Annotated in this window: 22 protein-coding genes; 9 read left to right on the top strand and 13 right to left on the bottom strand. The window is 62.2% G+C overall.

From position 1 onward, the window contains the following. Positions 1-155: 155 nt before the first annotated feature. From dgcA to LJX93_RS01500, 3 genes are all read right to left on the bottom strand, one after another. A complete protein-coding gene (gene dgcA / locus LJX93_RS01510; protein WP_033703159.1) occupies positions 156-2,216 on the bottom strand; it encodes a dimethylglycine demethylation protein DgcA in 2,061 nt (686 codons plus the stop codon). Between the two features lie 15 nt (positions 2,217-2,231). Then, complete coding sequence (locus LJX93_RS01505) at positions 2,232-2,762, bottom strand: DUF5943 domain-containing protein (protein ID WP_033703161.1); 531 nt, start codon at positions 2,760-2,762, stop codon at positions 2,232-2,234. 76 nt (positions 2,763-2,838) lie between these two features. After that, positions 2,839-3,816 carry a dipeptidase gene (locus LJX93_RS01500; protein ID WP_033703163.1) on the bottom strand — a complete coding sequence of 326 codons (978 nt, stop codon included), beginning with the start codon at positions 3,814-3,816 and terminating at the stop codon, positions 2,839-2,841. Between the two features lie 296 nt (positions 3,817-4,112). Between LJX93_RS01500 and LJX93_RS01495 the strand changes: the two genes are divergently transcribed. Continuing rightward, the gene (locus tag LJX93_RS01495; protein ID WP_033703164.1) at positions 4,113-4,514 is read left to right on the top strand and encodes a lysozyme inhibitor LprI family protein; all 402 of its coding nucleotides are present in this window, start codon (positions 4,113-4,115) and stop codon (positions 4,512-4,514) included. Between the two features lie 116 nt (positions 4,515-4,630). Here the strand turns inward: LJX93_RS01495 and LJX93_RS01490 are convergent, their stop codons facing one another. Continuing rightward, a complete protein-coding gene (locus LJX93_RS01490) occupies positions 4,631-5,575 on the bottom strand; it encodes a GlxA family transcriptional regulator (RefSeq protein WP_156311253.1) in 945 nt (314 codons plus the stop codon). A 146-nt stretch (positions 5,576-5,721) separates the two neighbouring features. Between LJX93_RS01490 and choX the strand changes: the two genes are divergently transcribed. The 4 genes from choX (at position 5,722) to LJX93_RS01470 (ending at position 9,131) form a co-directional block, all read left to right on the top strand. After that, positions 5,722-6,666, top strand: a complete 945-nt coding sequence (choX, locus tag LJX93_RS01485) for a choline ABC transporter substrate-binding protein (RefSeq protein WP_033703167.1) — start codon at positions 5,722-5,724, stop codon at positions 6,664-6,666. 121 nt (positions 6,667-6,787) lie between these two features. Continuing rightward, positions 6,788-7,672, top strand: coding sequence for a 3-keto-5-aminohexanoate cleavage protein (locus LJX93_RS01480; protein WP_033703168.1), 885 nt, complete (start codon positions 6,788-6,790; stop codon positions 7,670-7,672). Positions 7,673-7,690: 18 nt separating this feature from the next. Next, complete coding sequence (locus LJX93_RS01475) at positions 7,691-8,656, top strand: L-carnitine dehydrogenase (protein ID WP_033703169.1); 966 nt, start codon at positions 7,691-7,693, stop codon at positions 8,654-8,656. A gap of 10 nt (positions 8,657-8,666) precedes the next feature. Further along, positions 8,667-9,131 carry a thioesterase family protein gene (locus LJX93_RS01470; protein ID WP_227696683.1) on the top strand — a complete coding sequence of 155 codons (465 nt, stop codon included), beginning with the start codon at positions 8,667-8,669 and terminating at the stop codon, positions 9,129-9,131. 67 nt (positions 9,132-9,198) lie between these two features. Here the strand turns inward: LJX93_RS01470 and LJX93_RS01465 are convergent, their stop codons facing one another. Next, on the bottom strand, positions 9,199-10,794 hold the full coding sequence (locus tag LJX93_RS01465; RefSeq protein WP_227696682.1) for a reprolysin-like metallopeptidase: 1,596 nt from the start codon (positions 10,792-10,794) through the stop codon (positions 9,199-9,201). A gap of 347 nt (positions 10,795-11,141) precedes the next feature. Between LJX93_RS01465 and LJX93_RS01460 the strand changes: the two genes are divergently transcribed. After that, positions 11,142-11,399 carry a hypothetical protein gene (locus LJX93_RS01460; RefSeq protein WP_033703173.1) on the top strand — a complete coding sequence of 86 codons (258 nt, stop codon included), beginning with the start codon at positions 11,142-11,144 and terminating at the stop codon, positions 11,397-11,399. 67 nt (positions 11,400-11,466) lie between these two features. Here the strand turns inward: LJX93_RS01460 and LJX93_RS01455 are convergent, their stop codons facing one another. Both LJX93_RS01455 and LJX93_RS01450 read right to left on the bottom strand, forming a co-directional pair. Continuing rightward, positions 11,467-12,573, bottom strand: coding sequence for a GlxA family transcriptional regulator (locus LJX93_RS01455; protein ID WP_033703174.1), 1,107 nt, complete (start codon positions 12,571-12,573; stop codon positions 11,467-11,469). Between the two features lie 393 nt (positions 12,574-12,966). Continuing rightward, positions 12,967-14,343 carry an L-serine ammonia-lyase gene (locus LJX93_RS01450; RefSeq protein WP_047582955.1) on the bottom strand — a complete coding sequence of 459 codons (1,377 nt, stop codon included), beginning with the start codon at positions 14,341-14,343 and terminating at the stop codon, positions 12,967-12,969. Between the two features lie 453 nt (positions 14,344-14,796). Here LJX93_RS01450 and LJX93_RS01445 point away from each other — a divergent pair, with 453 nt between their 5' ends. The 3 genes from LJX93_RS01445 (at position 14,797) to choV (ending at position 17,849) form a co-directional block, all read left to right on the top strand. Beyond that, positions 14,797-15,744, top strand: coding sequence for a choline ABC transporter substrate-binding protein (locus tag LJX93_RS01445; RefSeq protein ID WP_033703176.1), 948 nt, complete (start codon positions 14,797-14,799; stop codon positions 15,742-15,744). 81 nt (positions 15,745-15,825) lie between these two features. After that, on the top strand, positions 15,826-16,674 hold the full coding sequence (gene choW / locus LJX93_RS01440; protein ID WP_177326490.1) for a choline ABC transporter permease subunit: 849 nt from the start codon (positions 15,826-15,828) through the stop codon (positions 16,672-16,674). Then, a complete protein-coding gene (gene choV, locus LJX93_RS01435; protein WP_033703178.1) occupies positions 16,671-17,849 on the top strand; it encodes a choline ABC transporter ATP-binding protein in 1,179 nt (392 codons plus the stop codon). Before choW ends, choV begins: the two co-directional genes overlap by 4 nt. Before the next feature lie 127 nt (positions 17,850-17,976). Here choV and hisF read toward each other — a convergent pair whose 3' ends face one another. The 6 genes from hisF to LJX93_RS01405 all read right to left on the bottom strand — a co-directional run bounded on the left by hisF (position 17,977) and on the right by LJX93_RS01405 (position 22,943). Beyond that, positions 17,977-18,747 (bottom strand): imidazole glycerol phosphate synthase subunit HisF, encoded by a 771-nt coding sequence (hisF, locus tag LJX93_RS01430; protein ID WP_033703179.1) that lies wholly within the window; start codon positions 18,745-18,747, stop codon positions 17,977-17,979. Positions 18,748-18,858: 111 nt separating this feature from the next. After that, a complete protein-coding gene (gene hisA, locus LJX93_RS01425) occupies positions 18,859-19,590 on the bottom strand; it encodes a 1-(5-phosphoribosyl)-5-[(5-phosphoribosylamino)methylideneamino]imidazole-4-carboxamide isomerase (RefSeq protein WP_033703180.1) in 732 nt (243 codons plus the stop codon). A gap of 27 nt (positions 19,591-19,617) precedes the next feature. Next, on the bottom strand, positions 19,618-19,878 hold the full coding sequence (locus LJX93_RS01420) for a DUF2164 domain-containing protein (protein ID WP_033703181.1): 261 nt from the start codon (positions 19,876-19,878) through the stop codon (positions 19,618-19,620). After that, complete coding sequence (gene hisH, locus LJX93_RS01415; protein ID WP_033703182.1) at positions 19,879-20,517, bottom strand: imidazole glycerol phosphate synthase subunit HisH; 639 nt, start codon at positions 20,515-20,517, stop codon at positions 19,879-19,881. It abuts the gene before it with no gap. After that, positions 20,518-21,111: an imidazoleglycerol-phosphate dehydratase HisB gene (gene hisB / locus LJX93_RS01410; protein WP_033703340.1), complete on the bottom strand. Its 594-nt coding sequence runs from the start codon at positions 21,109-21,111 to the stop codon at positions 20,518-20,520. It lies immediately after the preceding gene. Positions 21,112-21,281: 170 nt separating this feature from the next. Then, complete coding sequence (locus LJX93_RS01405) at positions 21,282-22,943, bottom strand: OFA family MFS transporter (RefSeq protein ID WP_033703183.1); 1,662 nt, start codon at positions 22,941-22,943, stop codon at positions 21,282-21,284. Positions 22,944-23,105: the final 162 nt, after the last annotated feature.

Below are 23,105 nucleotides of genomic sequence, written 5' to 3'. Positions count from 1 at the left end.
GACCCCTGTAGGAGCGGCCTTGCGTCGCGAAAGGGCTGCGCAGCGGCCCCGGCAATGTGTAGCACTGCTAAATGCCAGGGCCGCTACGCGACCCTTTCGCGACGCAAGGCCGCTCCTACAGGGGGGCCAGTCCCGCCCCTACAGAGGCGGTGCGATCAGAAGTCCTTGCACAGGCGCAAGGCGTCGTAGATCGCCGCATGCACGTTGCGCTGGGCCACGCAGTCGCCGATGCGGTACAGCAGGTAGCCCTCGCCCGGCTGGCTGAGGATCGGCTGCGGCTTGATGGCGAACAGCGCCTCCACATCGATCTGGCCCTTGTTGCGCGAGCCTTCCTTCAGCGCGTAGTACAGTTCTTCATCAGGCCGCACGCCGTTCTCGATCACTACCTGGTCGACCACGCGCTCTTCCTTGGCACCGGTGTACTCGTTCTCCAGCACCGCCACCAGCTTGTCGCCTTCGCGGTAGACCTTTTCCAGCATCATGTCGCCGGTCATGATCACTTCTTTCGGGTACATGCTGCGGTAGTAGGTCGGGAAGGTCGTACCACCCATGGCCACACCCGGCTTGATGTCGTCGGTGACGATCTCGACCTGGCTGCCTTTGTCGGCAATGTAGTCCGCCGCCGACATGCCGGTGAACTCACAGATGGTGTCGTACACCAGCACGTTCTTGCCCGGCGCAACCTTGCCGTCGAGCACGTCCCAGCTGCTGACCACCAGCCCTTCGGCAGCGCCCCAGTGTTCGTTCTGCTCGACGAAAGGATGGCCGCCCACCGCCAGCACGATCACGTCCGGGCGCAGGTCCTGGATGGCGTCCACGCTGGCTGCGGTGCCCAGGCGCAGGTCGACCTTCAGCCGCGCCAGCTCTAGTTGGTACCAGCGGGTGATACCGGCGATCTGGTCACGTTGCGGTGCCTTGGCAGCAATGGTGATCTGCCCGCCGATCTGGTCTTTCTTCTCGAACAGGGTCACATCATGGCCACGCTCGGCAGCCACGCGGGCGGCTTCCATGCCGGCCGGGCCGGCGCCAACCACCACCACCTTGCGTTTGACGCCGGTGGTCTTCTCGATGATGTGCGGCACACCCATGTACTCACGGGAGGTCGCGGCGTTCTGGATGCACAGTACATCCAGGCCCTGGTACTGGCGGTCGATGCAGTAGTTGGCACCGACGCACTGTTTGATCTGGTCGATCTGGCCCATCTTGATCTTGGCGATCAGGTGCGGGTCGGCCATGTGCGCACGGGTCATGCCGACCATGTCCACGTAGCCGCCTTCGAGGATGCGCGTGGCCTGGTTCGGGTCCTTGATATTCTGCGCGTGCAGCACCGGGACCTTGACCACTTCCTTGATGCCGGCCGCCAGGTGCAGGAACGGCTCCGGCGGGTAGCTCATGTTAGGGATGACGTTGGCCAGGGTGTTGTGGGTGTCGCAACCCGAGCCGACCACGCCGATGAAGTCGAGCATGCCGGTGCCATCGTAGTAGGCGGCGATCTGCTTCATGTCCTCGTGGCTGAGGCCATCGGGGTGGAACTCGTCACCACACAGGCGCATGCCCACGCAGAAGTCGTCACCGACCTCGGCGCGCACGGCCTTGAGCACTTCAAGGCCGAATTTCATGCGGCCTTCGAAGGTACCGCCCCATTCGTCGGTACGCTTGTTGACCCGCGGGCTCCAGAACTGGTCGATCATGTGCTGGTGCACGGCCGACAGTTCGACGCCGTCCAGGCCGCCCTCTTTGGCACGCCGCGCAGCCTGCGCGTAGTTGCCGATGACGCGCCAGATCTCTTCCACCTCGATGGTCTTGCAGGTGGCGCGGTGCACCGGTTCACGGATACCCGACGGCGACATCAGGGTGGGCCAGTTGAAGCCGTCCCAGCGCGAGCGACGGCCCATGTGGGTAATCTGGATCATGATCTTGGCGCCATGCTTGTGCATGGCGTCGGCCAGGTTCTGGAAGTGCGGGATGATGCGGTCGGTCGACAGGTTGACCGACGCCCACCACTCCTGCGGGCTGTCGATGGCGACGACGGACGAGCCGCCGCAGATCGCCAGGCCGATGCCGCCCTTGGCCTTCTCTTCGTAATACTTCACATAGCGGTCGGTCGTCATGCCGCCGTCAGTGGCGTAGACCTCGGCGTGCGCGGTGCTGAGCACGCGGTTGCGGATGGTCAGTTTGCCGATCTGGATCGGCTGGAACATTGCTTCGAATGCCATGACGCTATCTCCGGCTTACAACGGCTTTGTAACGAACAGGCCATCTTCGTGGCCTTCTTCCGACCCGCCGTAGACCTGTTCGGCCACGGTGCGGATCTTGCTGCCGCGGGCAGCGAGAATCTGGTCCATTGCGCCGGCGAACCAGCCGGTGAACATGTAGTCGACCTTGCGGCCAACCTTGCCGTACACGTACACGAACGCCGAGTGCTTGAGCTTGACGCTGCAGGTGCCTTTGTCCAGGTCGATGTCCTGGATCTCGAACAGGCCCCAGCCACGCTGGGACAGCCGCTTCATGTAATGCTCGAACACCGCCACGCCTTCCAGGCCATGGCATTCGGCTTCTTTCTCGCACCAGTGCCAGGCGGACTTGTAGCCGGCCTTGTAGAGGATCTCGGCATAGGCGTCAGCGCCCAGCACTTCCTCGATGCCGATGTGGTTGTTGACGAAGAAATGGCGTGGCACGTACAGCATCGGCAAGGCGTCGCTGGTCCATACACCGGTCTCGGTGTCGACTTCGATTGGCAATTGCGGGGCGATCTTGGCCATGGAAACTCAACTCCATAAAATTTTTATTGGGATGCCCCGGCGTTGCTGGCAGGGGCTTTCAGGCTTGGAGAGCGGCTTACTCGCCCCAGACATCCTTGAGGACGTTTACCCAGTTCTCGCCCATGATCTTGCGCACCACACGCTCGGAGTGGCCGCGCTTGAGCAAGGTCTCGGTGAGGTTGGGGAACTCCCCGACGGTGCGAATGCCCAGCGGGTTGATGATCTTGCCGAAATTGGTCAGGCGACGGGCATAGCCCTTGTCGTGGGTCAGGTACTCGAAGAAGTCCTGGCCGTGGCCCTGGGTGAAGTCGGTGCCGATGCCGATGGCGTCTTCACCGACGATGTTCATGGTGTATTCGATGGCTTCGGCGTAGTCGTCGATGGTCGAATCGATGCCCTTGGCCAGGAACGGCGCGAACATGGTCACGCCGACGAAACCGCCGTGGTCGGCGATGAACTTCAGCTCTTCGTCCGACTTGTTGCGCGGGTGTTCTTTCAGGCCCGACGGCAGGCAATGGGAGTAGCAGACCGGCTTCTTCGATTCGAGGATGACCTCTTCGGAGGTCTTGGAGCCGACGTGGGACAGGTCGCACATGATGCCGACGCGGTTCATCTCGGCGACGATCTCGCGGCCGAAGCCCGACAGGCCACCGTCACGCTCGTAGCAGCCGGTACCCACCAGGTTCTGGGTGTTGTAGCACATCTGCACGATGCCCACGCCCAGTTGCTTGAACACGTCCACGTAGGCGATCTGGTCTTCGAACGCGTGGGCGTTCTGGAAGCCGAAGAGGATGCCGGTCTTGCCCAGCTCTTTAGCCTTGCGGATGTCGGCGGTGGTGCGCACCGGCATGACCAGGTCACCGTTGTCGCGGATCAGCTTCTGGCTGGCGGCGATCTGGTCGACAGTGGCCTTGAAGCCTTCCCAGACCGACACCGTGCAGTTGGCCGCAGTCAGCCCGCCTTTGCGCATGTCCTCGAACAGTTCGCGATTCCATTTGGCAATGATCAGACCGTCGATGACGATGCTGTCGGCGTGAAGTTCTGCTGGGCTCATCAGGCTGTCCCCTTTTATTGACTGGGTTCTTGAGTGGTCCGCGCCTGAAGCATGTGCCGGCGCTTTGGGGCCAGCATATGCCTGCGGCCCGAGGCGCCCCGATGCAAAAACGACAGGGGGTTTGCCGAAAGCGTCAATGCGCGACAACAGGCGCTCTGCGGCGCTGTCTGGCGATGAGAGACAGTCTCGATAACGACATGTTCGAGGCTTTCATGAACATTTCGTCAGGGAGCTACCACGTCGCCTTCGGCTGAGCGAGAATCCCTGCGATTCGTCAGCCTGTTGAGGAGAAAAGGATGAAATCAATGGCATGGCTGGTACTGCTGGCCGTCGTTTCGGGCGCCCAGGCCGGTGAGGAAGAGAGCACCCCCTGCGACAACGTCGAGACCGACCAGCAGAGCTACGCGTGTGCGGCGTTCAACAAGCAGACCGCCGAGCGTGAGCTGAGGTCGGCTTACGATGACCTGACCCAGCGCATTCGCGACCAGTATGCCGACGAAGCCGACCAGGCCACCGCCTTGGTCGGGCGCATGGCGGCGGCAGAAACGCTGTGGGCACAGCTGCGCGATGCCGATTGCAAGGTCGAGACCTATGCCGAAAAGCCTGGCAGCAAAGCGTTCGAGGCAGCGTGGAATACCTGCGTGGCGCAGCGCAGTGATGACCGGTCGGAGTATTTGCAGTCCATTGGCCAGCAGTAAACCTGCACCGGCCTCATCGCGGGGCAAGCCCGCTCCCACAGGAGCTACGCGTCCCTTGGGACCATACCTATCCGTGGGAGCGGGCTTGCCCCGCGAAAAGGCCGGTATGACAACCCTCAAACCGCCCGGGCCAACCGATCCTCCCGCGGGCAGCGCTGATACCGCGCCCGGTAACAGCGGGTAAAGTACGACGCCGACTCGAACCCGCACGCCACCCCCACCTCCAGCACGCTCATGTCGGTCTGGCGCAACAGCTGCCGCGCCTTGTCCAGCCGCAAGCGCAGGTAAAAGCCACTGGGCGTGTCATCCAGGTGCAGGCGAAACAGCCGCTCCAACTGGCGCCGCGTCACCTGCACGGTATCGGCCAGCAGTTGGGTATTGAGCGGCTGCTCGGTGTTGCGCTCCATCTCGCCGATCACCTTCACCAGCTTCTTGTTGCTGATGCCATAACGGCTGGCGATCTGCATGCGCTGGTGGTCCTGTCGCGGGCGGATACGCCCGAGCACGAACTGCTCCGACACCTGCACCGCCAACTCACTGCCGTGTGCCTGCCCAATCAGGTCGAGCATCAGGTCGATCGAGGCAGTGCCGCCGGCACAGGTGATACGCCGCCGGTCGATCTCGAACAGCTCCTGGGTCGCCTGCAGGCTCGGGTAGCGCTCCTTGAAGGCTTCCAGCGCCTCCCAGTGCACCGTGGCCCGGTGGCCGTCGAGCAGGCCGGCCTCGGCCAGCACCACCGCACCGGTATCGATACCGCCGAGGATGACCCCCTCGTGATCCAGACGGCGTAGCGCCTGCTGCAGTGGCGGGCCGAAGCAGGCCAACGGCTCGAAACCGGCGACGATCAGCACAATGGCGCCCGCCTCACCAGCGCCCAGCGCCGCATCGGCGTTCACCGACATCCCATTGCTGGCCTGCACCGCCCCGCCGTCCAGGCTGAGCACGCACCAGCGATACAACGGGCCGCGAAAGCGGTTGGCCACGCGCAGCGGCTCCAGGGCACTGATGAAGCCCATCGCCGAAAACCCCGGCAGCAGCAGGAAGTGAATGGTATCCGCCATCGAATGCTCCACAAGAGAGGTGGTCGCCAGGGTGCAAGTGTTGGTCGCCAGGGTGCGATTTTCCACCCCGCCAGCGGCGTAGTTTAAGCAAACGGTCCGCAGAGGCCGCCCACCATAACAATATGCACTGCCGATGGAGAGCCACCATGCACAGCTTGATCCGCCGCAGCCTGTTGACCCTTGCCGTGAGCAGCATCGCCTCTACCCCGCTTTTTGCCGCCGAGCCCGCCGCCTGCCAGAACGTGCGCCTGGGCGTGGTCAACTGGACCGACGTCATCGCCACCAGCGCCATGGCCCAGGTGCTGCTCGACGGCCTGGGTTACCAGACCAAGCAGACCAGCGCTTCGCAGCAGATCATCTTTGCCGGTATCCGCGATAAACGCCTGGATATGTTCCTGGGTTACTGGAACCCGATCATGACCCAGACCATCACCCCGTTCATCGACGCCAAGCAGGTGAAGGTGCTCGACAAGCCGAGCCTGGAAGATGCCCGGGCAACCCTGGCAGTGCCCAAATACCTGGCCGACAAGGGTTTGAAGACCTTCGCCGACATCCACAAGTACGAAAAGGAGCTGGGTGGAAAAATCTACGGCATCGAGCCAGGCTCGGGCGCCAATACCCAGATCAAGGCGATGATCGCCAAGAACCAGTTCGGCCTGGGCAAGTTCCAGCTGGTCGAGTCCAGCGAAGCCGGCATGCTCGCTGCGGTCGACCGCGCCGTGCGGCGCAAGGAGGCGGTGGTGTTTTTCGGCTGGGCGCCGCACCCGATGAACGTGAATATCGACATGGCCTACCTGGGTGAGAGCCAAGGCGCCCTCGGCCCTGACGAAGGCCGGGCCACGGTGTGGACGGTGACCGCGCCGGACTACGCCGAGCGCTGCCCCAACGCCCACCGCCTGCTGGCTAACCTGACGTTCAGCGCCGAGGACGAGAGCCGCATGATGCAACCGCTGCTCGACCACAAGGATGCACTGGCGTCGGCCCGCCAGTGGCTCAAGGACCACCCTGAAGACAAGGCCCGCTGGCTTGAGGGTGTGACCACCTTCGACGGCAAGCCGGCGGCGGACAACCTCAAGCTTACTGCCAACTGACAGGCCCATTCGCGGGGCAAGCCCGCTCCCACAGGATGTCCACTGAATCAGGGCCGCGCGCATCCTGTGGGAGCGGGCTTGCCCCGCGAAAAAGCCAACACCGATCTCATAAGGAACCGCCATGAACCACGACGTCATCATCACCTGCGCCCTCACCGGCGCCGGCGACACCGCCTCGAAAAGCCACTTGGTCCCGGTCACCCCCAAGCAGATCGCCGAGTCCGCCGTAGAAGCCGCAAAAGCCGGCGCCACCGTGGTCCACTGCCACGTCCGCGACCCGCAAACCGGTCGCTTCAGCCGCGACGTGAACCTCTACCGCGAAGTCATGGAACGCATCCGCGAAGCCGACGTGGACATCATCGTCAACCTCACCGCCGGCATGGGCGGCGACCTGGAAATCGGCCCGGGCGAATCGCCCATGGAATTTGGCCCTGGCACCGATCTGATCGGCCCGCTGGAACGCCTGGCCCATGTCGAAGCCCTGCTGCCGGAAATCTGCACGCTCGACTGCGGCACGCTCAACTTCGGCGATGGCAATTCCATTTATGTTTCCACCCCTGCGCAGCTGCGCGCTGGGGCCAAGCGCATTACCGAACTGGGGGTGAAGGCCGAACTGGAAATCTTCGACACCGGCCACCTGTGGTTCGCCAAGCAGATGATCAAGGAAGGTCTGCTCGAAGACCCGTTGTTCCAGCTGTGCCTGGGCATCCCGTGGGGCGCACCGGCAGACACCACGACCATGAAGGCCATGGTCGACAACCTGCCCGCCAACGTCACTTGGGCCGGCTTCGGCATCGGCCGCATGCAGATGCCGATGGCGGCCCAGGCCGTGCTGCTCGGCGGCAACGTGCGCGTTGGGCTGGAAGACAACCTGTACCTGGACCGCGGCGTACTGGCCAGCAACGGCCAACTGGTCGAGCGCGCGGTGGAGATCATCTCCCGCCTCGGTGCCCGTGTCCTGACCCCGGCCGAGGGCCGGGCAAAAATGAACCTCGAACGCCGCTGACCCCCTCTGGAGACCGATATGCCATTCATCACCAAGATCAACACCTTCGCCGCCCTGGGCAGTGGCGTGATCGGCAGCGGCTGGGTTGCCCGCGCCCTCGCCCACGGGCTCGATGTGGTCGCCTGGGACCCGGCACCGGGCGCCGAACAGGCCCTGCGCCAACGCATCGCCAACGCCTGGCCGGCGCTGGAAAAACAAGGCCTGGCACCGGGTGCATCGCAAGATCGATTGAAGTTCGTCAGCACCATCGAGGCGTGCGTGCGCGATGCCGATTTCATCCAGGAAAGCGCCCCAGAACGCCTGGACCTCAAGCTCGACCTGCACGCCAAGATCAGCGCGGCGGCCAAGCCGAACGCGATCATCGGCTCCAGTACTTCGGGGCTGCTGCCCAGCGAATTCTATGAGTCCTCGACCCACCCCGAACGTTGCGTGGTCGGCCACCCGTTCAACCCGGTGTACCTGCTGCCATTGGTAGAAATCGTCGGTGGCCGCGACACCGCGCCAGAGGCGATCGAGGCGGCGAAAACCATCTACACCGCCCTGGGCATGCGCCCGCTGCATGTGCGCAAGGAAGTGCCCGGTTTTATCGCCGACCGCCTGCTCGAAGCGCTGTGGCGCGAGGCGCTGCACCTGGTCAACGACGGCGTGGCGACCACCGGCGAGATCGACGATGCCATCCGCTTTGGCGCCGGCCTGCGCTGGTCGTTCATGGGCACCTTCCTCACCTACACCCTGGCCGGTGGCGACGCCGGCATGCGTCACTTCATGGCCCAGTTCGGCCCCGCCCTGCAACTGCCGTGGACCTACCTGCCGGCACCGGAGCTGACCGACAAACTGATCGACGATGTAGTGGACGGTACCTCGGAGCAGTTAGGCGAGCGCAGCATCGCCGCGCTGGAGCGCTATCGTGATGACACCCTGCTGGCGGTGCTGGAGGCAGTGAAGACCAGCAAAGCCGCACATGGCATGGCCTTTGGCGATTGAGGAGCAAGCAATGCCCGCACTGATCACCTACCGCACCCCAGTCCAGGAGGACTGGGTCGATTACAACGGGCACCTGCGCGATGCCTATTACCTGTTGATCTTCAGCTATGCCACCGATGCGCTGATGGAGCGTATTGGCCTGGACGCCGATGCGCGAGACCAGAGTGGGCATTCATTGTTCACCCTCGAAGCGCACATCAATTACCTGCATGAGGTAAAGCTCGGCAGCGAAGTGTGGGTGCAGACGCAGATCATCGGCTTCGATAAAAAGCGCCTGCACCTCTATCACAGCCTGCATCGCTCAGGGTTCGACGAGGCGCTGGCAGCCAGCGAACAGATGCTGTTGCATGTGGACCTGGCGGGGCCGAAAGCGGCCCCTTTTGGCGATAACAGCGTTGCTTCACTAGAGACCCTGGTAGGTCAACAACACGATGCCCCCCCTGCTGATTTTGTCGGTAGGGCCATACACATGTAAGGGCGTTGTTACCGCGAAGGTCGCGGCGTGATTGAAGTGTGGCCTGCCGGACGCGGCGCGTGTGGACTCACTTGGAAGCCCTGCCTTCCAGGAGTTCAATCCGGGTCACTTTGCGCTGCAGGTCATTAGGGTAGGGCACGATGTCCATCCCCTCCGGGACCTCCTGGCCATCCCTAGCGAGAGAACGAATATCGAAGTCACCTATATAATAGTGACTTACATAGGTATGCCAGGCGAGCGCGTTACCAACCCGCAGGGTCTTTCCAGGCGTGATGTTGCGCACGCTGACCGAACGAACCTTGTAATTCCAAGCCAAGCCACAGACGTTCGCAATAAACGTGGTACGGACCCCAGCAGGTAACGCGAACGCGCAACGGTCACCTTGCATATTAAAGTTATCAAATACGGTTACCTGAACGTCAACGACCGGCATCGGCGGATAGGTATTCTCGACCGCTTCTCTGCGCTCGTTGAAAACCCGTGCGACATCATGATGTTCGAACGTCCCCATCCTCACGCCGTCGTAATAAAGCATGGGGTTGGAAAAATAGGGAATTGCGCCCCAGGTCGTCACCATGATCGTATGAAATTTCGGATTGTCATGAGCATAACCATGATTGTAGCCAGCGCCTGGGTTGCCCCCCCAACCATGCCCAGCGCCCAAATGGTGACCGAATTCATGAGCCAGTACCTGCGGGTGGCCTACGATAGAGTAACCGCCGCCGGCGACTTCGCCACCTGTCCCGGCGTAAGACGTATATAAACTTACCAAATCGGCACGGAGGCGTTCGCGTGCGGTCACAACCTGTCGGTTCAATTCACGACCGGCGGTCCTGAAGTCTGCAAACTGCTCTCCCCCCGTTTTATTGCCTTCGGCGTAATCGGGGTCAATAAAGCCTGCAAGTTCAAAGGTAATCGGAACCCGAGAATTGATCATCGCCTGATTTGCGTTCTGCATGCCCTGCGCCAATTGCGCTCTGTAGGTGGGCGTTACCCTGCGGCGCTCATTGGTGGTGAAAAAAAGCACACGAATTACGCTGTGCGCTGATTGCGCCGGCTTGCCCACGGACTCACCCAGAACCCGATTATCCAAGTTTGCAATAGCATCGGTTTCAGGCGGCAATTTGGCCTCATCTACCTTAACCAAAACATGATGCCCAGCCCCCACAGACTCCAAACGATACAGCTGCCCGTCCACATGCAAGGTGCCTACCAGTTGATCACCCTCACGGACCAGAGATATCCAGGTGAAAGGGTCAAAATCAACACCCGAGCTGGAAGTGGCAGCCTGACTGTGTTGCGTTGACACATCACCTACCCAACCCGACATACCTGGGGCTGGCGGATCAGCACGCCTCAACGTGAACTCTATCGTCTTGTCGTTGCCCACCGGAACGCGCAACGTCCTGGTGTGGGCGGATATCAAGGAAGCATTGACCTTGATGGCCTGGACTTGCTGAGTAGACGGGTCGTTCAGCAACATGGCCAGAGAGGGATAGATGCCAGGTGCCTTCTGGAGCGTTTGCAGATCGTCTGAGGCCACTTCGAACAACAGAGGGGATTGGGTTTCGGGCGTCGTGATCGGAGCGGAAGAAGAAACACAGCCTGCCAATAACGAAGTACTCAGCACTATTAACAACGCTGCACAAAACCCTGTGTTCATGACGCCACCTCGATGCGTGAGAGTTGGCAACATTTAGGGGGTATTTGGCGGGCCCGACAACTAGCAAATTTGTCAGGTCGCTGGAAAAAATAACCCCGGAAAGCCGTGAGCATCCGGGGCCAAGAGCGAGCAACATCCACTGTGAACGAGCGAGGGTGACCAAACCCTCCGTTGCGGTAGATGGCTTGAGTGTGCGCACTTCATGGCGGGGAGATTTAGCCGTAAACGACCTGTTCTTAGCCAAAGCAGTCATGCCGACATTCTGTGGTTGCGGCCCTGTCGCAGGGGACACAGAATCGGTCGTAAATCACAGCAGCACTCTCTTAGCGATAAAAGGGACAACAGCCATGATGCATGCGGATTTGATTGATCAGGACGACCTCGCCGGCCACTTGCGCGCGCGCGGTTTCGAGATTCCCGCCGGGGCCAGTGCCGAGCAGGCTTGCGAGGCGGTGGTGCGCGGTTTGACCGAGCCTAATGCACGGGCGCTGAAGGGCATGGTCGAGCAGATGTATACCGGGAGCGCGACGATCCTGCCGGCGGTGCGCCAGGCGATCGATAAACAGCTATTGCCAGCCTTGGCGAGCTTCAACAACCGGGGCTGAAACATCACTTTGCAGGGTCTCTACCGGCCCCTTCGCGGCGATTCGACGCGAAGGGGCCGGTGCCGTATCAGAGCCTTACACTGGCAAACGTCGACTCGTTGCGCGCCTGGCTCAAAGCCGCCAACGGGCCGCTATGCGGTGCCAAGGTCAAGGCCTGCGGGATCGGCATCATCGCTACCTGCTGGGCCGTGTTGGAGCCCACGCGCTCATCACGCGGCGGGATGCCAAAGTACTCGCGGTAGCACTTGGAGAAGTGCGGCGTGGAGACAAAGCCGCACACCGAAGCCACTTCGATGATCGACATCGGCGTCTGCTTGAGCAACTGCCGTGCGCGGATCAGGCGCAGCTTCAGGTAGTAGCGCGACGGCGAGCAGTGCAGGTACTTCTGGAACAGCCGCTCGAGCTGGCGCCGCGACACCGCCACATACACCGCCAATTCGTCGAGGTCGATCGGCTCCTCGAGGTTGGCCTCCATCAGCGCGACGATTTCCTGCAGCTTCGGCTGGTTGGTGCCGAGCATGTGCTTGAGCGGCACACGCTGGTGATCCTGCTCGTTGCGAATGCGCTCGTAGACGAACATCTCGGAAATCGCCGCCGACAGCTCACGGCCGTGATCGCGGCTGATCAGGTGCAGCATCATGTCCAGCGGCGCGGTGCCGCCAGAGCTGGTGAAGCGGTTACGGTCGAGGGTGAACAAACGGGTGCTCATGTTCACCCGCGGGTAGGCCTCCTGCATGGCCGCCAGGCATTCCCAGTGCACGCTGCAATCGAAACCGTCGAGCAGCCCGGCGCAGGCCAGTGCCCAACTGCCGGTGCACACGGCGCCCAGGCGACGCGACTGACGGGCCTGCGCCTGTAGCCAGGTGACGTGTTCACGGGTGACGGTGCGCTGGATGCCGACGCCACCGCAGACGATCACCGTGTCGATTGGCGGTGCGCTGTGCATGGCCGCATCGGGGGTGATCTGCAGGCCATCGCTGGCCCAGACCTGGCCGCCATCGACGGTCAGGGTGTGCCAGCGGTAAAGCTCGCGGCCAGAAAGCTGGTTGGCCATGCGCAGCGGCTCGACGGCCGATGCCAGGGAAATGAGGGTGAAGTTGTCCAGTAGAAGAAACCCGATGGACTGGGGGGCTGTGCGGTTCTGGGTTGGGGTCCCGGAGGTGTACGACGTCATCGCGATTTCTCCTCACACAAATGCAGGGTGTGCCTCAGGCGGGCACTGATTTCTTGTTATGGCCCCTGTTTCGTGTTGCAGGGGCTTGTAACCAAACACAACGCAAACGCCGTGCCGGAACTTGAACGGCTATCCGAAAAAACCTGAAAACGACGCCTTCATCAGGCAAATCAGGCCCTTCGATCACGCCGGTCAAACTTCCAGAACCGGCGTACTAGGCGTGCTACGTGTAACTGCTGAGCACTTTGGTGACAGATGCCCCGGGGGTTGCCCAGAAACGACACTCTTAAGTGTCACCGACAATGCCCACACTCATCGCGACATCTGACGGCCGGTCATACACAAACGCCCCATAACGGGGCGTCGTGCTGCCATCAGAGCGAGATTAGCGCATCAGCATTCGATCGCGCTGACGGCCAGGCCGCCACGCGAAGTCTCTTTGTACTTGTCGTGCATGTCGGCGCCCGTATCGCGCATGGTGCGGATCACCTGGTCGAGCGAAATGAAGTGTTCGCCGTCGCCGCGCAGGGCCATCTGCACCGCGTTGATTGCCTTCACCGCAGCAATCGCGTTGCGCTCGATGCACGGCACCTGCACCAGGCCACCGACCGGGTCGCAGGTCAGCCCAAGGTTGTGTTCCAGGGCGATTTCGGCGGCGTTTTCCAGTTGTGCCGGCGTGGCCCCCAACACTTGGGCAAGGCCTGCAGCAGCCATGGCGCACGCCGAACCGACCTCGCCCTGGCAGCCGACTTCGGCACCGGAAATCGAAGCGTTCTTCTTGCACAGGATGCCCACCGCTGCGGCCCCGAGGAAGAAGTCGGTCACACTCGACTCATCCACCGCATCACTGAAGCGCATGTAGTAGTGCAACACTGCCGGGATGATGCCGGCCGCCCCGTTGGTAGGCGCGGTGACCATGCGCCCGCCGGCGGCGTTCTCTTCGTTGACCGCCAGGGCGAACAGGTTGACCCACTCCATGGCGCTCAGCGTCGAGCCGATTACATTAGGTTTGCCGACCTCCTGCAAACTGCGGTGCAGCTTGGCGGCGCGGCGGCGTACGTTGAGGCCTCCGGGCAGCGTGCCTTCGTACTTCAAGCCGTTGCTGACGCAGTCCTGCATGGCTTGCCAGAGCGTGCGCAGGCCGGCGTGGATCTCTGCCTCGGTGCGCCAGACCTTCTCGTTGGCCATCATCAATTGCGACACGCTGAGGTCGTTTTGCTTGCACAGCCGCAGCAGCTCGTCGGCGCTGTTGAAATCGTAAGGCAACACCGTCTGGTCGGCATCCAGCACGCCACTGGCGGCCTGGGCGGCATCCACCACGAAACCGCCACCTACCGAGTAGTAGGTGTCACGGTGCAGCTCGCCCTGCGCGCCCTCGGCGACCAGGGTCATGGCATTGGGGTGGTACGGCAGGTTCTCGTCCAGCAGCAGCATGTCGCGGGCCCAGACGAACTCGATGGGCAGGCGGCCGTCCAGCAGCAGGGTGTTGGTTTCGCGCAGGTCGGCAATGCGTGGGACGATCTGGGTCGGGTCGATAGCGTCAGGCCAGTCGCCCATCAGGCCCATGATGGTGGCGTTGTCGGTACCGTGGCCGATGCCGGTGGCCGAGAGTGAACCGTAGAGCCGCACCTCGATGCGCTTGACCTGTTCCAGTTCGCCGCGCTCACGCAGCCCCTGGACAAACAGAGCGCCAGCACGCATGGGGCCGACGGTGTGGGAGCTGGAAGGCCCGACACCGATCTTGAACAGGTCGAACACGCTGATGGCCATTGTCGAATCACCTCTTGCTGGGCTTGTCTCTGCGCGCCATGCGCAGGGCGGGGCAACTGCTAGGCTGAAGCTGCGAGCCGCCATGAATGCACGCATCATCGGGCTTTTGCCTACCCCCTCGCCGTCTGCAACCGACGTACTTTTGTCCAGCTGCGCCGCGCTGTTTTTACCTGAGGTGCTGCCACCATTACGCCGCTTTCCAGTGGCCGGGTGACGCAAAAACGCGGCCGAGGGGGTGGAAAAATCCATATGCGACATCGCCCGTACTGGATACGACCCGTTGCGTACTGGATACGACCCCACCAGTAGGCGATTGCCCGGCGCTGGAGGATTATCGAAAGCGACTCGTAAAGCACGGCCACGCAACCTGCCCTCTGCAGGCCTGGTCGACCGGACCTTCAGAAAGCCCGGCGACCCATGCGAACCCGAAGACAAAATCTCAGGAGTCCATCCATGAAAGGTTCACCCTCGCTGTTGCTGGTTGCGTTGTTGTCCGCACCGATACTGGCCCAGGCCGCCGAGCCTGAGCAGTGCCAGACGGTACGTTTTTCCGATGTCGGCTGGACCGACATCACCGTGACGACAGCCACCACAAGCGTTGTGCTCGAAGCCCTGGGTTACAAGACCCACACCACCATGATCTCGGTACCGGTGACCTACAAGTCGCTGGCCACCGGCAAGGACCTGGACGTGTTTCTCGGCAACTGGATGCCGACCATGGAGAACGACATCAAGCAGTACCGCGACGCCGGCACCGTCGAGACCGTGCGCGCCAACCTGGAAAACGCCAAGTACACCCTGGCCGTACCCCAGGCGCTGTACGACAAGGGCCTGAAGGATTTTGCCGACATCCCCAAGTTCAAGCAGGAACTGGACGGCAAGATCTACGGCATCGAACCGGGCAACGACGGCAACCGCACCATCCAGAGCATGATCGACAAGAACGCCTTCGGCCTGAAGGACGCCGGTTTCAAGATCGTGCAATCCAGCGAAGCAGGCATGCTGTCGCAGGTTGACCGGGCGCAGAAACGTGGCGAGTCGTTGGTGTTCCTGGGCTGGGAACCGCACCCGATGAACACCCGCTTCAAGATGCAGTACCTGACCGGCGGGGACGACTACTTTGGCCCCGATTTCGGCAAGGCAACCGTATTGACCAACACCCGCAAGGGCTACGTGCAGGAATGCAGCAACGTTGGCCAACTGCTCAAGAACCTGTCGTTCGAGCTCAAGGATGAAAGCACCATGATGGGCTATGTCCTGGACGACAAGATGAAACCCGAAGCAGCCGCCAAGAAGTGGCTCAAAGACAACCCCGGCAAGCTGGATACCTGGCTGGCCGGCGTGACCACCGTTGATGGCAAACCCGGCCTTGAGGCGGCCAAGGCCAAGCTCGCGCAATAACGAACCACGCAATAGCGCTACCTCGGGGCGGGACCGTGCCCGCCCCGGACTGATTTCAATCTTTGCAGGTGGAAGCTCGCTATCATGCTTATCGATCAGAAAATACCCCTGGGCCAGTACATCGCGTCGTTCGTCGAATGGCTGACCCAGAATGGCGCCGATTACTTCGATGCCATCGCGCAAGGCCTGGAGTTCATGATTCATGGCGTCACCAGCGCCCTGACCTGGTTCAACCCATTCGTCCTCATCGCCCTGTTCGCCGCCCTGGCGCACCTCATCCAGCGCAAGTGGGCGCTGACCGCATTCGTCGCCCTGTCGTTCCTGCTGATCCTCAACCTGGGCTACTGGCAGGAGACCATGGAAACCCTGGCGCAGGTGACATTCGCCACGGTGGTCTGCGTGGCCTTCGGTGTGCCGCTGGGCATCCTCGCCGCGCATAAACCGATGTTCTATACCGCCATGCGCCCGGTGCTCGACCTGATGCAGACGGTGCCAACCTTCGTTTACCTGATCCCGACCCTGACCCTGTTCGGCCTGGGCGTGGTCCCGGGGCTGATCTCGACGGTGGTGTTCGCCATTGCCGCGCCGATTCGCCTCACCTACCTGGGCATCTGCGATGTGCCACAAGAGCTGCTCGACGCCGGCAAGGCCTTTGGCTGCTCGCGTCGCCAGCTGCTGACCCGCATCGAACTGCCGCACGCGATGCCGAGCATCGCCGCCGGTGTGACCCAGTGCATCATGCTGTCGCTGTCGATGGTGGTGATCGCGGCCCTGGTGGGCGCCGATGGCCTGGGCAAACCTGTGGTCAACGCACTGAACACCGCCGATATCTCCCTGGGCTTCGAAGCGGGCCTGGCGATCGTGCTGCTGGCGATCATGCTCGACCGTATCTGCAAGCAACCGGAAGTCACGGTAAGGGGTGAAGCATGAGCATCATTCGTTTCGAAGACGTCGACGTCATCTTCTCCAATAAACCGCGCGAGGCACTTTCGCTGCTCGACCAGGGCAAGACCCGTGAGCAGATCCTCAAGCAGACCGGCCTGGTGGTGGGTGTCGAAAAAGCCAACCTGGACATCGAGAAAGGCGAGATCTGCGTGCTCATGGGCTTGTCCGGTTCGGGCAAGTCGAGCCTGCTGCGCTGCATCAACGGCCTGAACACCGTCAGCCGCGGCAAGCTGTTCGTCGAGCATGAAGGCAAGCACATCGACATTGCCCACTGCACCCCGGCAGAGCTGAAGATGATGCGCACCAAGCGCATCGCCATGGTGTTCCAGAAGTTCGCCCTGATGCCCTGGCTGACCGTGCGCGAGAACATCAGCTTTGGCCTGGAGATGCAGGGCCGCCCAGAGAAGGAGCGGCGCAAGCTGGTTGACGAGAAGCTCGAACTGGTGGGCCTGACCCAATGGCGCAACAAGAAGCCCGATGAGCTGTCGGGTGGCATGCAGCAGCGTGTGGGCCTGGCCCGGGCGCTGGCGATGGATGCCGACATCCTGCTGATGGACGAACCGTTCTCGGCGCTCGACCCGCTGATCCGCCAGGGCCTGCAGGACGAACTGCTGGAGCTGCAACGCAAGCTGAACAAGACCATCGTGTTCGTCAGCCACGACCTGGACGAAGCGCTGAAACTGGGCAGCCGTATCGCGATCATGAAGGACGGCCGGATCATCCAGTACAGCAAGCCCGAGGAGATCGTGCTCAACCCCGCGGACGACTATGTGCGCACCTTCGTTGCCCACACCAACCCGCTCAACGTGCTGTGCGGGCGCAGCCTGATGCGCAGCCTGGACAACTGCAAACGGGTCAATGGGTCGGTGTGCCTGGACCCGGGTATCGACTCATGGCTGGACATTGGCGAAGGCGGCTTGCTCAAACGTGCACGCCAAGGCCAGAACGGCCTGGATATGCAGAATTGGGCGCCAGGGCAGAATGTAGAACTGCTGGAGCGCAGGCCTACGGTGGTGCACGCCGATATCGGCATGCGTGAGGCGCTGCAGATTCGTTATCAGACGGGCAACAAGCTGGTGCTGCAGGATAACGACAAGGTGGTGGGGATTCTTGGGGATACCGAGCTTTATCACGCGTTGTTGGGCAAGAACCACGGGTGATGCTGTTGGGGCCGCTGTGCGGCCCTTTCGCGACGCAAGGCCGCGCCTACAGGGACTGCGCTGCTCATGAACCTGTGGGAGCGGGCTTGCCCCGCGAATGGGCTGCAAAGCAGCCCCAATCAATGGATCAGCGAACGACGATCCCGCGCGAAGCCATGTAGGCCTTGGCCTCCGGCACCGTGTACTCGCCAAAGTGGAAGATACTGGCCGCCAGCACCGCACTGGCATGCCCTTCCACAATCCCGTCAGCCAGGTGCTGCAGGTTACCCACCCCACCCGAAGCAATCACCGGAATCCCCAGCGCATCGCTGATGGCCCGGGTAACCCCCAGGTCAAAGCCGTTCTTCATGCCGTCCTGGTCCATGCTGGTCAGCAGGATCTCGCCGGCACCCAGGCCTTCCATCTTCTTCGCCCACTCCACGGCATCCAACCCGGTCGGCTTGCGCCCGCCGTGGGTGAAGATTTCCCAGCGCGGTGCTTCACCGGGTGCGGACACCTTCTTGGCATCGATGGCGACCACGATGCACTGCGAACCGAAACGGTCTGCCGCCTCGCCCACGAACTCCGGGTTGAACACTGCGGCGGTGTTGATCGAGACCTTGTCGGCACCGGCGTTGAGCAGGTTACGGATGTCCTGCACAGTGCGCACGCCACCGCCCACGGTCAGCGGGATGAACACCTGGCTGGCCATGCGCTCGACGGTATGCAGCGTGGTATCGCGGCCATCGACGCTGGCGGTGATGTCGAGGAAGGTGATTTCGTCGGCACCCTGCTCGTTGTAGCGACGGGCGATTTCCACCGGGTCGCCGGCATCACGGATGTTCTCGAACTTGACGCCCTTGACCACACGGCCGTTGTCCACGTCCAGGCAAGGGATGATGCGTTTAGCTAAAGCCATGACTTCTCCTGGAACGGCAGCTTCAAGCTTCGAGCTTCAAGCTGCAAGAGAACAGCCTATCGCGGTCTGGCCTTTCTCTTGCGGCTTACAGCTTACAGCTTGCCGCTGCTCTTAATAGTTGTCGCAGAAGGCCTGGGCCTCGGCGACATCGAGGGTGCCTTCGTAGATGGCACGGCCGGTGATGGCGCCGATGATGCCTGGGGCCTTGGCGTCCAGCAGGGCCTTGATATCGCCCAGGTTGTGGATGCCGCCGGACGCGATCACCGGAATGCGCGTGGCTTCGGCCAGGGCTTTGGTGAAGGGCACGTTGCAGCCCTGCATCATGCCGTCCTTGGCGATGTCGGTATAGACGATCGCCGACACACCATCGGCCTCGAAGCGCTTGGCCAGGTCGATGACCTGAACAGTGCTGACTTCAGCCCAGCCGTCGGTGGCAACGAAGCCGTCCTTGGCGTCCAGGCCAACGATGACCTTGCCCGGGAACGCCTTGCAGGCCTCGGCAACGAACGCTGGCTGCTTGACCGCCTTGGTGCCGATGATGACGTAGCTGACACCCGCCTTGACGTAGTGCTCGATGGTTTCCAGCGAGCGGATGCCGCCGCCGATCTGGATCGGCAGGGTCGGGTAACGCTTGGCGATGGCGGTCACCACTTCGCCGTTGACCGGCTGGCCTTCGAAGGCGCCGTTGAGGTCGACCAGGTGCAGGCGGCGGCAGCCACCCTCGACCCACTTGGCGGCCATGCTCACCGGGTCGTCGGAAAATACCGTGGAGTCTTCCATGCGGCCCTGGCGCAGGCGCACGCAAGCACCGTCCTTCAGATCGATAGCGGGGATAATCAGCATCTTGGGAACCTGTCTATTTGTTGGGTTTCAGGGCTTCTCGAGTGCCCACAGGTCGCTCTCGATGCTCTCGAACCGCTCCTTGAGGTGCAGCTGAACATCGGCAATCGCCCTGTTGTAGTAATGGGGTGCAATCTCTTTGCTGAACAGGTCGAGGACCTCGGCCACTTCGAACGAGCCCAGCTGCAACTCGAAACGGTCTTCGAGAAAGCGCTTGAGGGTGTCGAGCGCCTCGCGCTCCTGCTCGGCGGCCAGGGTGATGACCGGGGCCTTGGTCTTCGCTCTGCTCATTTACCAGCGCCCGTCCCAGGCGACGAAGTTCTGCAGCAACTGCAGGCCATGGGTATGGCTCTTCTCCGGGTGGAACTGCACGGCAAAGCGCGAACCGTCGGCCAGCGCGGCGGCGAAGTCGACGCCATAGTGGCCGCGACCGACCACCTGGGCCGGCTTGCCAGCATCGATGTAGTAGCTGTGCACGAAGTAGAAGCGCGCGCGGTCAGGGATGTCGTGCCACAACGGGTGATGGATGGTCTGGCTGACTTCGTTCCAGCCCATGTGCGGCACCTTCAGGTGCTCGCCATCTTCTTGCAGGCCCTTGCCGAAGAAACGCACCTGGCCGGGGAACAGGCCGATGCAGTCGACGCCGTTGTTTTCTTCGCTGTGTTCGAGCAGCGCTTGCATGCCGACACAGATGCCCAGAAACGGGCGGTCCTGGCTGACCTCGCGCACCAGGCTGTCAAAGCCCAGGCGGCGGATTTCGGCCATGCAGTCGCGTATCGCACCCACGCCAGGGAACACCACACGGTCGGCCTCGCGGATCACCGCAGCGTCGCTGGTAACCAGGACTTTGCCAGCACCGACGTGCTCGAGTGCCTTGGCCACCGAGTGCAGGTTGCCCATGCCATAGTCGATTACGGCTACCGTTTGCATTTACAGGCATCCCTTGGTGGAAGGCATCTGCCCGGCCATGCGCTCGTCCAGCTCCACGGCCATGCGCAGGGCGCGACCGAAGGCCTTGAACACGGTCTCGATCTGGTGGTGAGTGTTGTGGCCACGCAGGTTGTCGATGTGCAGGCTCACCAAGGCGTGGTTGACGAAGCCCTGGAAGAACTCCTGGAACAGGTCGACATCGAAGCCGCCGACGCTGGCGCGGGTGTACGGCACATGCATCTGCAGGCCTGGGCGGCCGGAAAAATCGATGACCACGCGCGACAGCGCTTCATCCAGCGGGACATAGGCGTGGCCGTAGCGGCGGATGCCTTTCTTGTCACCGATGGCCTGGGCGAATGCCTGGCCCAGGGTGATACCGACGTCTTCGACGGTATGGTGATCGTCGATGTGCAGGTCACCCTTGCACTCGATGTCCAGATCGATCAGCCCATGCCGGGCGATCTGGTCGAGCATGTGTTCAAGGAAAGGCACACCGATATCAAATCGGGCCTTGCCGCTGCCATCTAGGTTGATCGAGGCCTTTACCTGGGTTTCCAGGGTATTGCGCTCGACGGAAGCCTTACGTTCGACCATCACCAGCTCCGCAAAATCATTGGGCGAAAAGGGTTCCATTATAGGCCCAGAACGCGCCAGCTTGAAACGCGGATGACATATGGCAGGGCAAGCAATTGCGGGGGCCGGATGCTGTTACAGGTCTATACAAGCAGGGATCCTGGGGCTGCTTTGCAGCCCCAGGCCCACCCTCAATGGAACAGCACAGCCGTCTTCTGCAGGGTAATCCACACGCCCCACGCCAACGGCACTACCACCGCCGCCCAAGCCAGCAGTACCCACGGCAAGCTCCCGGGCGCCGCATGCCACTCCAGCGACCGCGCACCCTCGGCGCCCTTGTCATGGCTCAACGCACGTTCGGCAGCCAGTTGCGCGTCGCTCATGAAGTACTTGTCTGCCACCGGCCGAATCAGCATGTTGCAGATGAACCCCAGCACCAGCAGCCCAGAGAGGATGTAAAGGGTCATGTCGTAAGCCGCCGCCCGTTCCACGCCCGCCGCCAGCTGAGACTCACGCAGGTAGGTGATCAGCACCGGCCCAAGCACACCCGCCGCCGCCCAGGCGGTCAGCAGGCGCCCATGAATCGCACCGACCATCTGTGTGCCGAACAGGTCGGCCAGGTACGCCGGCACCGTGGCAAAGCCACCGCCGTACATCGACAGGATGATGCAGAACGCCGCCACGAACAGCGCCACGTTGCCCAGGTGGCCCATGTTCGGCACCAGGCTGTAGAGGCCAACGCCCAGGGCGAAGAAGGCGAAGTAGGTGTTTTTGCGCCCGATGTAGTCAGAGAACGATGCCCAGAAGAAGCGCCCGCCGATGTTGAACAGGCTCAGCAAGCCGGTGAAACCTGCGGCGATCGCTGCAATCTGCGCCAGCTGCGCGGCATTCAACTCGCTGAAACGCAGCTCGTTGCCCAGCAACTTGCCGGCGAACACTTCCTGCAACAGCGGCGACGCCATGCCGAGAATACCGATGCCCGCCGAGACGTTCAGGCACAGCACCAACCACACCAGTGCGAACTGCGGGGTTTTCCAGGCAACGCTGACGTGCACATGGCGGTCGGTGACCATGCCATTGCCGGCCTTTTTCGCCGGCGCCGTCCAGCCCTCGGGCTTCCAGCCGGTCGGTGGCACGCGGTAACCCAGCGCGCCCGCCGACATGAACACGAAGTAGATCGCCGCCATGACCACGAAGCTCTGCCATACGCCAACATCCTGCGCGCTGCCGAAGTGGCCCATCAACGCGGTCGCCAGCGGTGCACCTACCATCGCGCCGCCGCCGAAGCCCATGATCGCCATACCGGTGGCCATGCCGCGTTTGTCCGGGAACCACTTGATCAGGGTCGAGACCGGCGAGATGTAACCCAGGCCCAGGCCGATACCGCCAATCACGCCTGAGCCCAGCCACATCAGCCACAGCTGATGGGTCTTCACGCCAATCGCCGAAATCAGCATGCCGCCGCACCAGCACACAGCCGATACCAGCCCGGCCTTGCGCGGCCCGGCGTGTTCCAGCCAGCCACCCAGCACCGCCGCCGAGCAACCGAGGAACACGAAGAACAGCGTGTAGATCCAGCTCAGCATCGAAATCGGCCAGTCACACTCGGCACTGAACAGGCGGGCGATGAAGCCCATGTCGGCCGAGCAGGCGAGCGGGGCGGTGATGCCGATGGCTTGCGACAGCGGCAACCAGAACACCGAAAAGCCGTAGGCCATGCCGATACACAAGTGGATAGCCAGGGCCGCCGGTGGCACCAGCCAGCGGTTGAAGCCCGGGCGGGCGATGATGCGCTCCTTAGACAGGAAGCTCGGCGCGCCGGCCAAGGTGCCCGCCGTGACGGTACTGCTCATGGGTTTGATCCTTTGTTATTGGGCCTGGACTGGGCAAGCGAACCGCGACAATGGGTCGCGGGCACACAAAAAACGGCGCAAGGTTACCAGCATCAGGTGGCATGAAAGCAATCTGATATCGTGGATTTTTCAGTCGCTGAAACGGTACGAGCGGGCTCGCCC

Source organism: Pseudomonas sp. HN2-3 (genome assembly GCF_020691745.1).
In the GTDB taxonomy this organism is placed as follows: domain Bacteria; phylum Pseudomonadota; class Gammaproteobacteria; order Pseudomonadales; family Pseudomonadaceae; genus Aquipseudomonas; species Aquipseudomonas capeferrum.
The sequence above is the reverse complement of the archived record's forward strand: the minus strand, read 5'-3'. Positions and strand labels throughout refer to the sequence as shown.

What these genes read in the sequence shown, in the direction of transcription:
- dgcA (WP_033703159.1), bottom strand. Translation starts at nt 2,216, where the DNA reads ATGGCATTCGAAGCAATGTTCCAGCCGATCCAGATCGGCAAACTGACC.
- LJX93_RS01505 (WP_033703161.1), bottom strand. Translation starts at nt 2,762, where the DNA reads ATGGCCAAGATCGCCCCGCAATTGCCAATCGAAGTCGACACCGAGACC.
- LJX93_RS01500 (WP_033703163.1), bottom strand. Translation starts at nt 3,816, where the DNA reads ATGAGCCCAGCAGAACTTCACGCCGACAGCATCGTCATCGACGGTCTG.
- LJX93_RS01495 (WP_033703164.1), top strand. Translation starts at nt 4,113, where the DNA reads ATGAAATCAATGGCATGGCTGGTACTGCTGGCCGTCGTTTCGGGCGCC.
- LJX93_RS01490 (WP_156311253.1), bottom strand. Translation starts at nt 5,575, where the DNA reads ATGGCGGATACCATTCACTTCCTGCTGCTGCCGGGGTTTTCGGCGATG.
- choX (WP_033703167.1), top strand. Translation starts at nt 5,722, where the DNA reads ATGCACAGCTTGATCCGCCGCAGCCTGTTGACCCTTGCCGTGAGCAGC.
- LJX93_RS01480 (WP_033703168.1), top strand. Translation starts at nt 6,788, where the DNA reads ATGAACCACGACGTCATCATCACCTGCGCCCTCACCGGCGCCGGCGAC.
- LJX93_RS01475 (WP_033703169.1), top strand. Translation starts at nt 7,691, where the DNA reads ATGCCATTCATCACCAAGATCAACACCTTCGCCGCCCTGGGCAGTGGC.
- LJX93_RS01470 (WP_227696683.1), top strand. Translation starts at nt 8,667, where the DNA reads ATGCCCGCACTGATCACCTACCGCACCCCAGTCCAGGAGGACTGGGTC.
- LJX93_RS01465 (WP_227696682.1), bottom strand. Translation starts at nt 10,794, where the DNA reads ATGAACACAGGGTTTTGTGCAGCGTTGTTAATAGTGCTGAGTACTTCG.
- LJX93_RS01460 (WP_033703173.1), top strand. Translation starts at nt 11,142, where the DNA reads ATGATGCATGCGGATTTGATTGATCAGGACGACCTCGCCGGCCACTTG.
- LJX93_RS01455 (WP_033703174.1), bottom strand. Translation starts at nt 12,573, where the DNA reads ATGACGTCGTACACCTCCGGGACCCCAACCCAGAACCGCACAGCCCCC.
- LJX93_RS01450 (WP_047582955.1), bottom strand. Translation starts at nt 14,343, where the DNA reads ATGGCCATCAGCGTGTTCGACCTGTTCAAGATCGGTGTCGGGCCTTCC.
- LJX93_RS01445 (WP_033703176.1), top strand. Translation starts at nt 14,797, where the DNA reads ATGAAAGGTTCACCCTCGCTGTTGCTGGTTGCGTTGTTGTCCGCACCG.
- choV (WP_033703178.1), top strand. Translation starts at nt 16,671, where the DNA reads ATGAGCATCATTCGTTTCGAAGACGTCGACGTCATCTTCTCCAATAAA.
- hisF (WP_033703179.1), bottom strand. Translation starts at nt 18,747, where the DNA reads ATGGCTTTAGCTAAACGCATCATCCCTTGCCTGGACGTGGACAACGGC.
- hisA (WP_033703180.1), bottom strand. Translation starts at nt 19,590, where the DNA reads ATGCTGATTATCCCCGCTATCGATCTGAAGGACGGTGCTTGCGTGCGC.
- LJX93_RS01420 (WP_033703181.1), bottom strand. Translation starts at nt 19,878, where the DNA reads ATGAGCAGAGCGAAGACCAAGGCCCCGGTCATCACCCTGGCCGCCGAG.
- hisH (WP_033703182.1), bottom strand. Translation starts at nt 20,517, where the DNA reads ATGCAAACGGTAGCCGTAATCGACTATGGCATGGGCAACCTGCACTCG.
- hisB (WP_033703340.1), bottom strand. Translation starts at nt 21,111, where the DNA reads ATGGTCGAACGTAAGGCTTCCGTCGAGCGCAATACCCTGGAAACCCAG.
- LJX93_RS01405 (WP_033703183.1), bottom strand. Translation starts at nt 22,943, where the DNA reads ATGAGCAGTACCGTCACGGCGGGCACCTTGGCCGGCGCGCCGAGCTTC.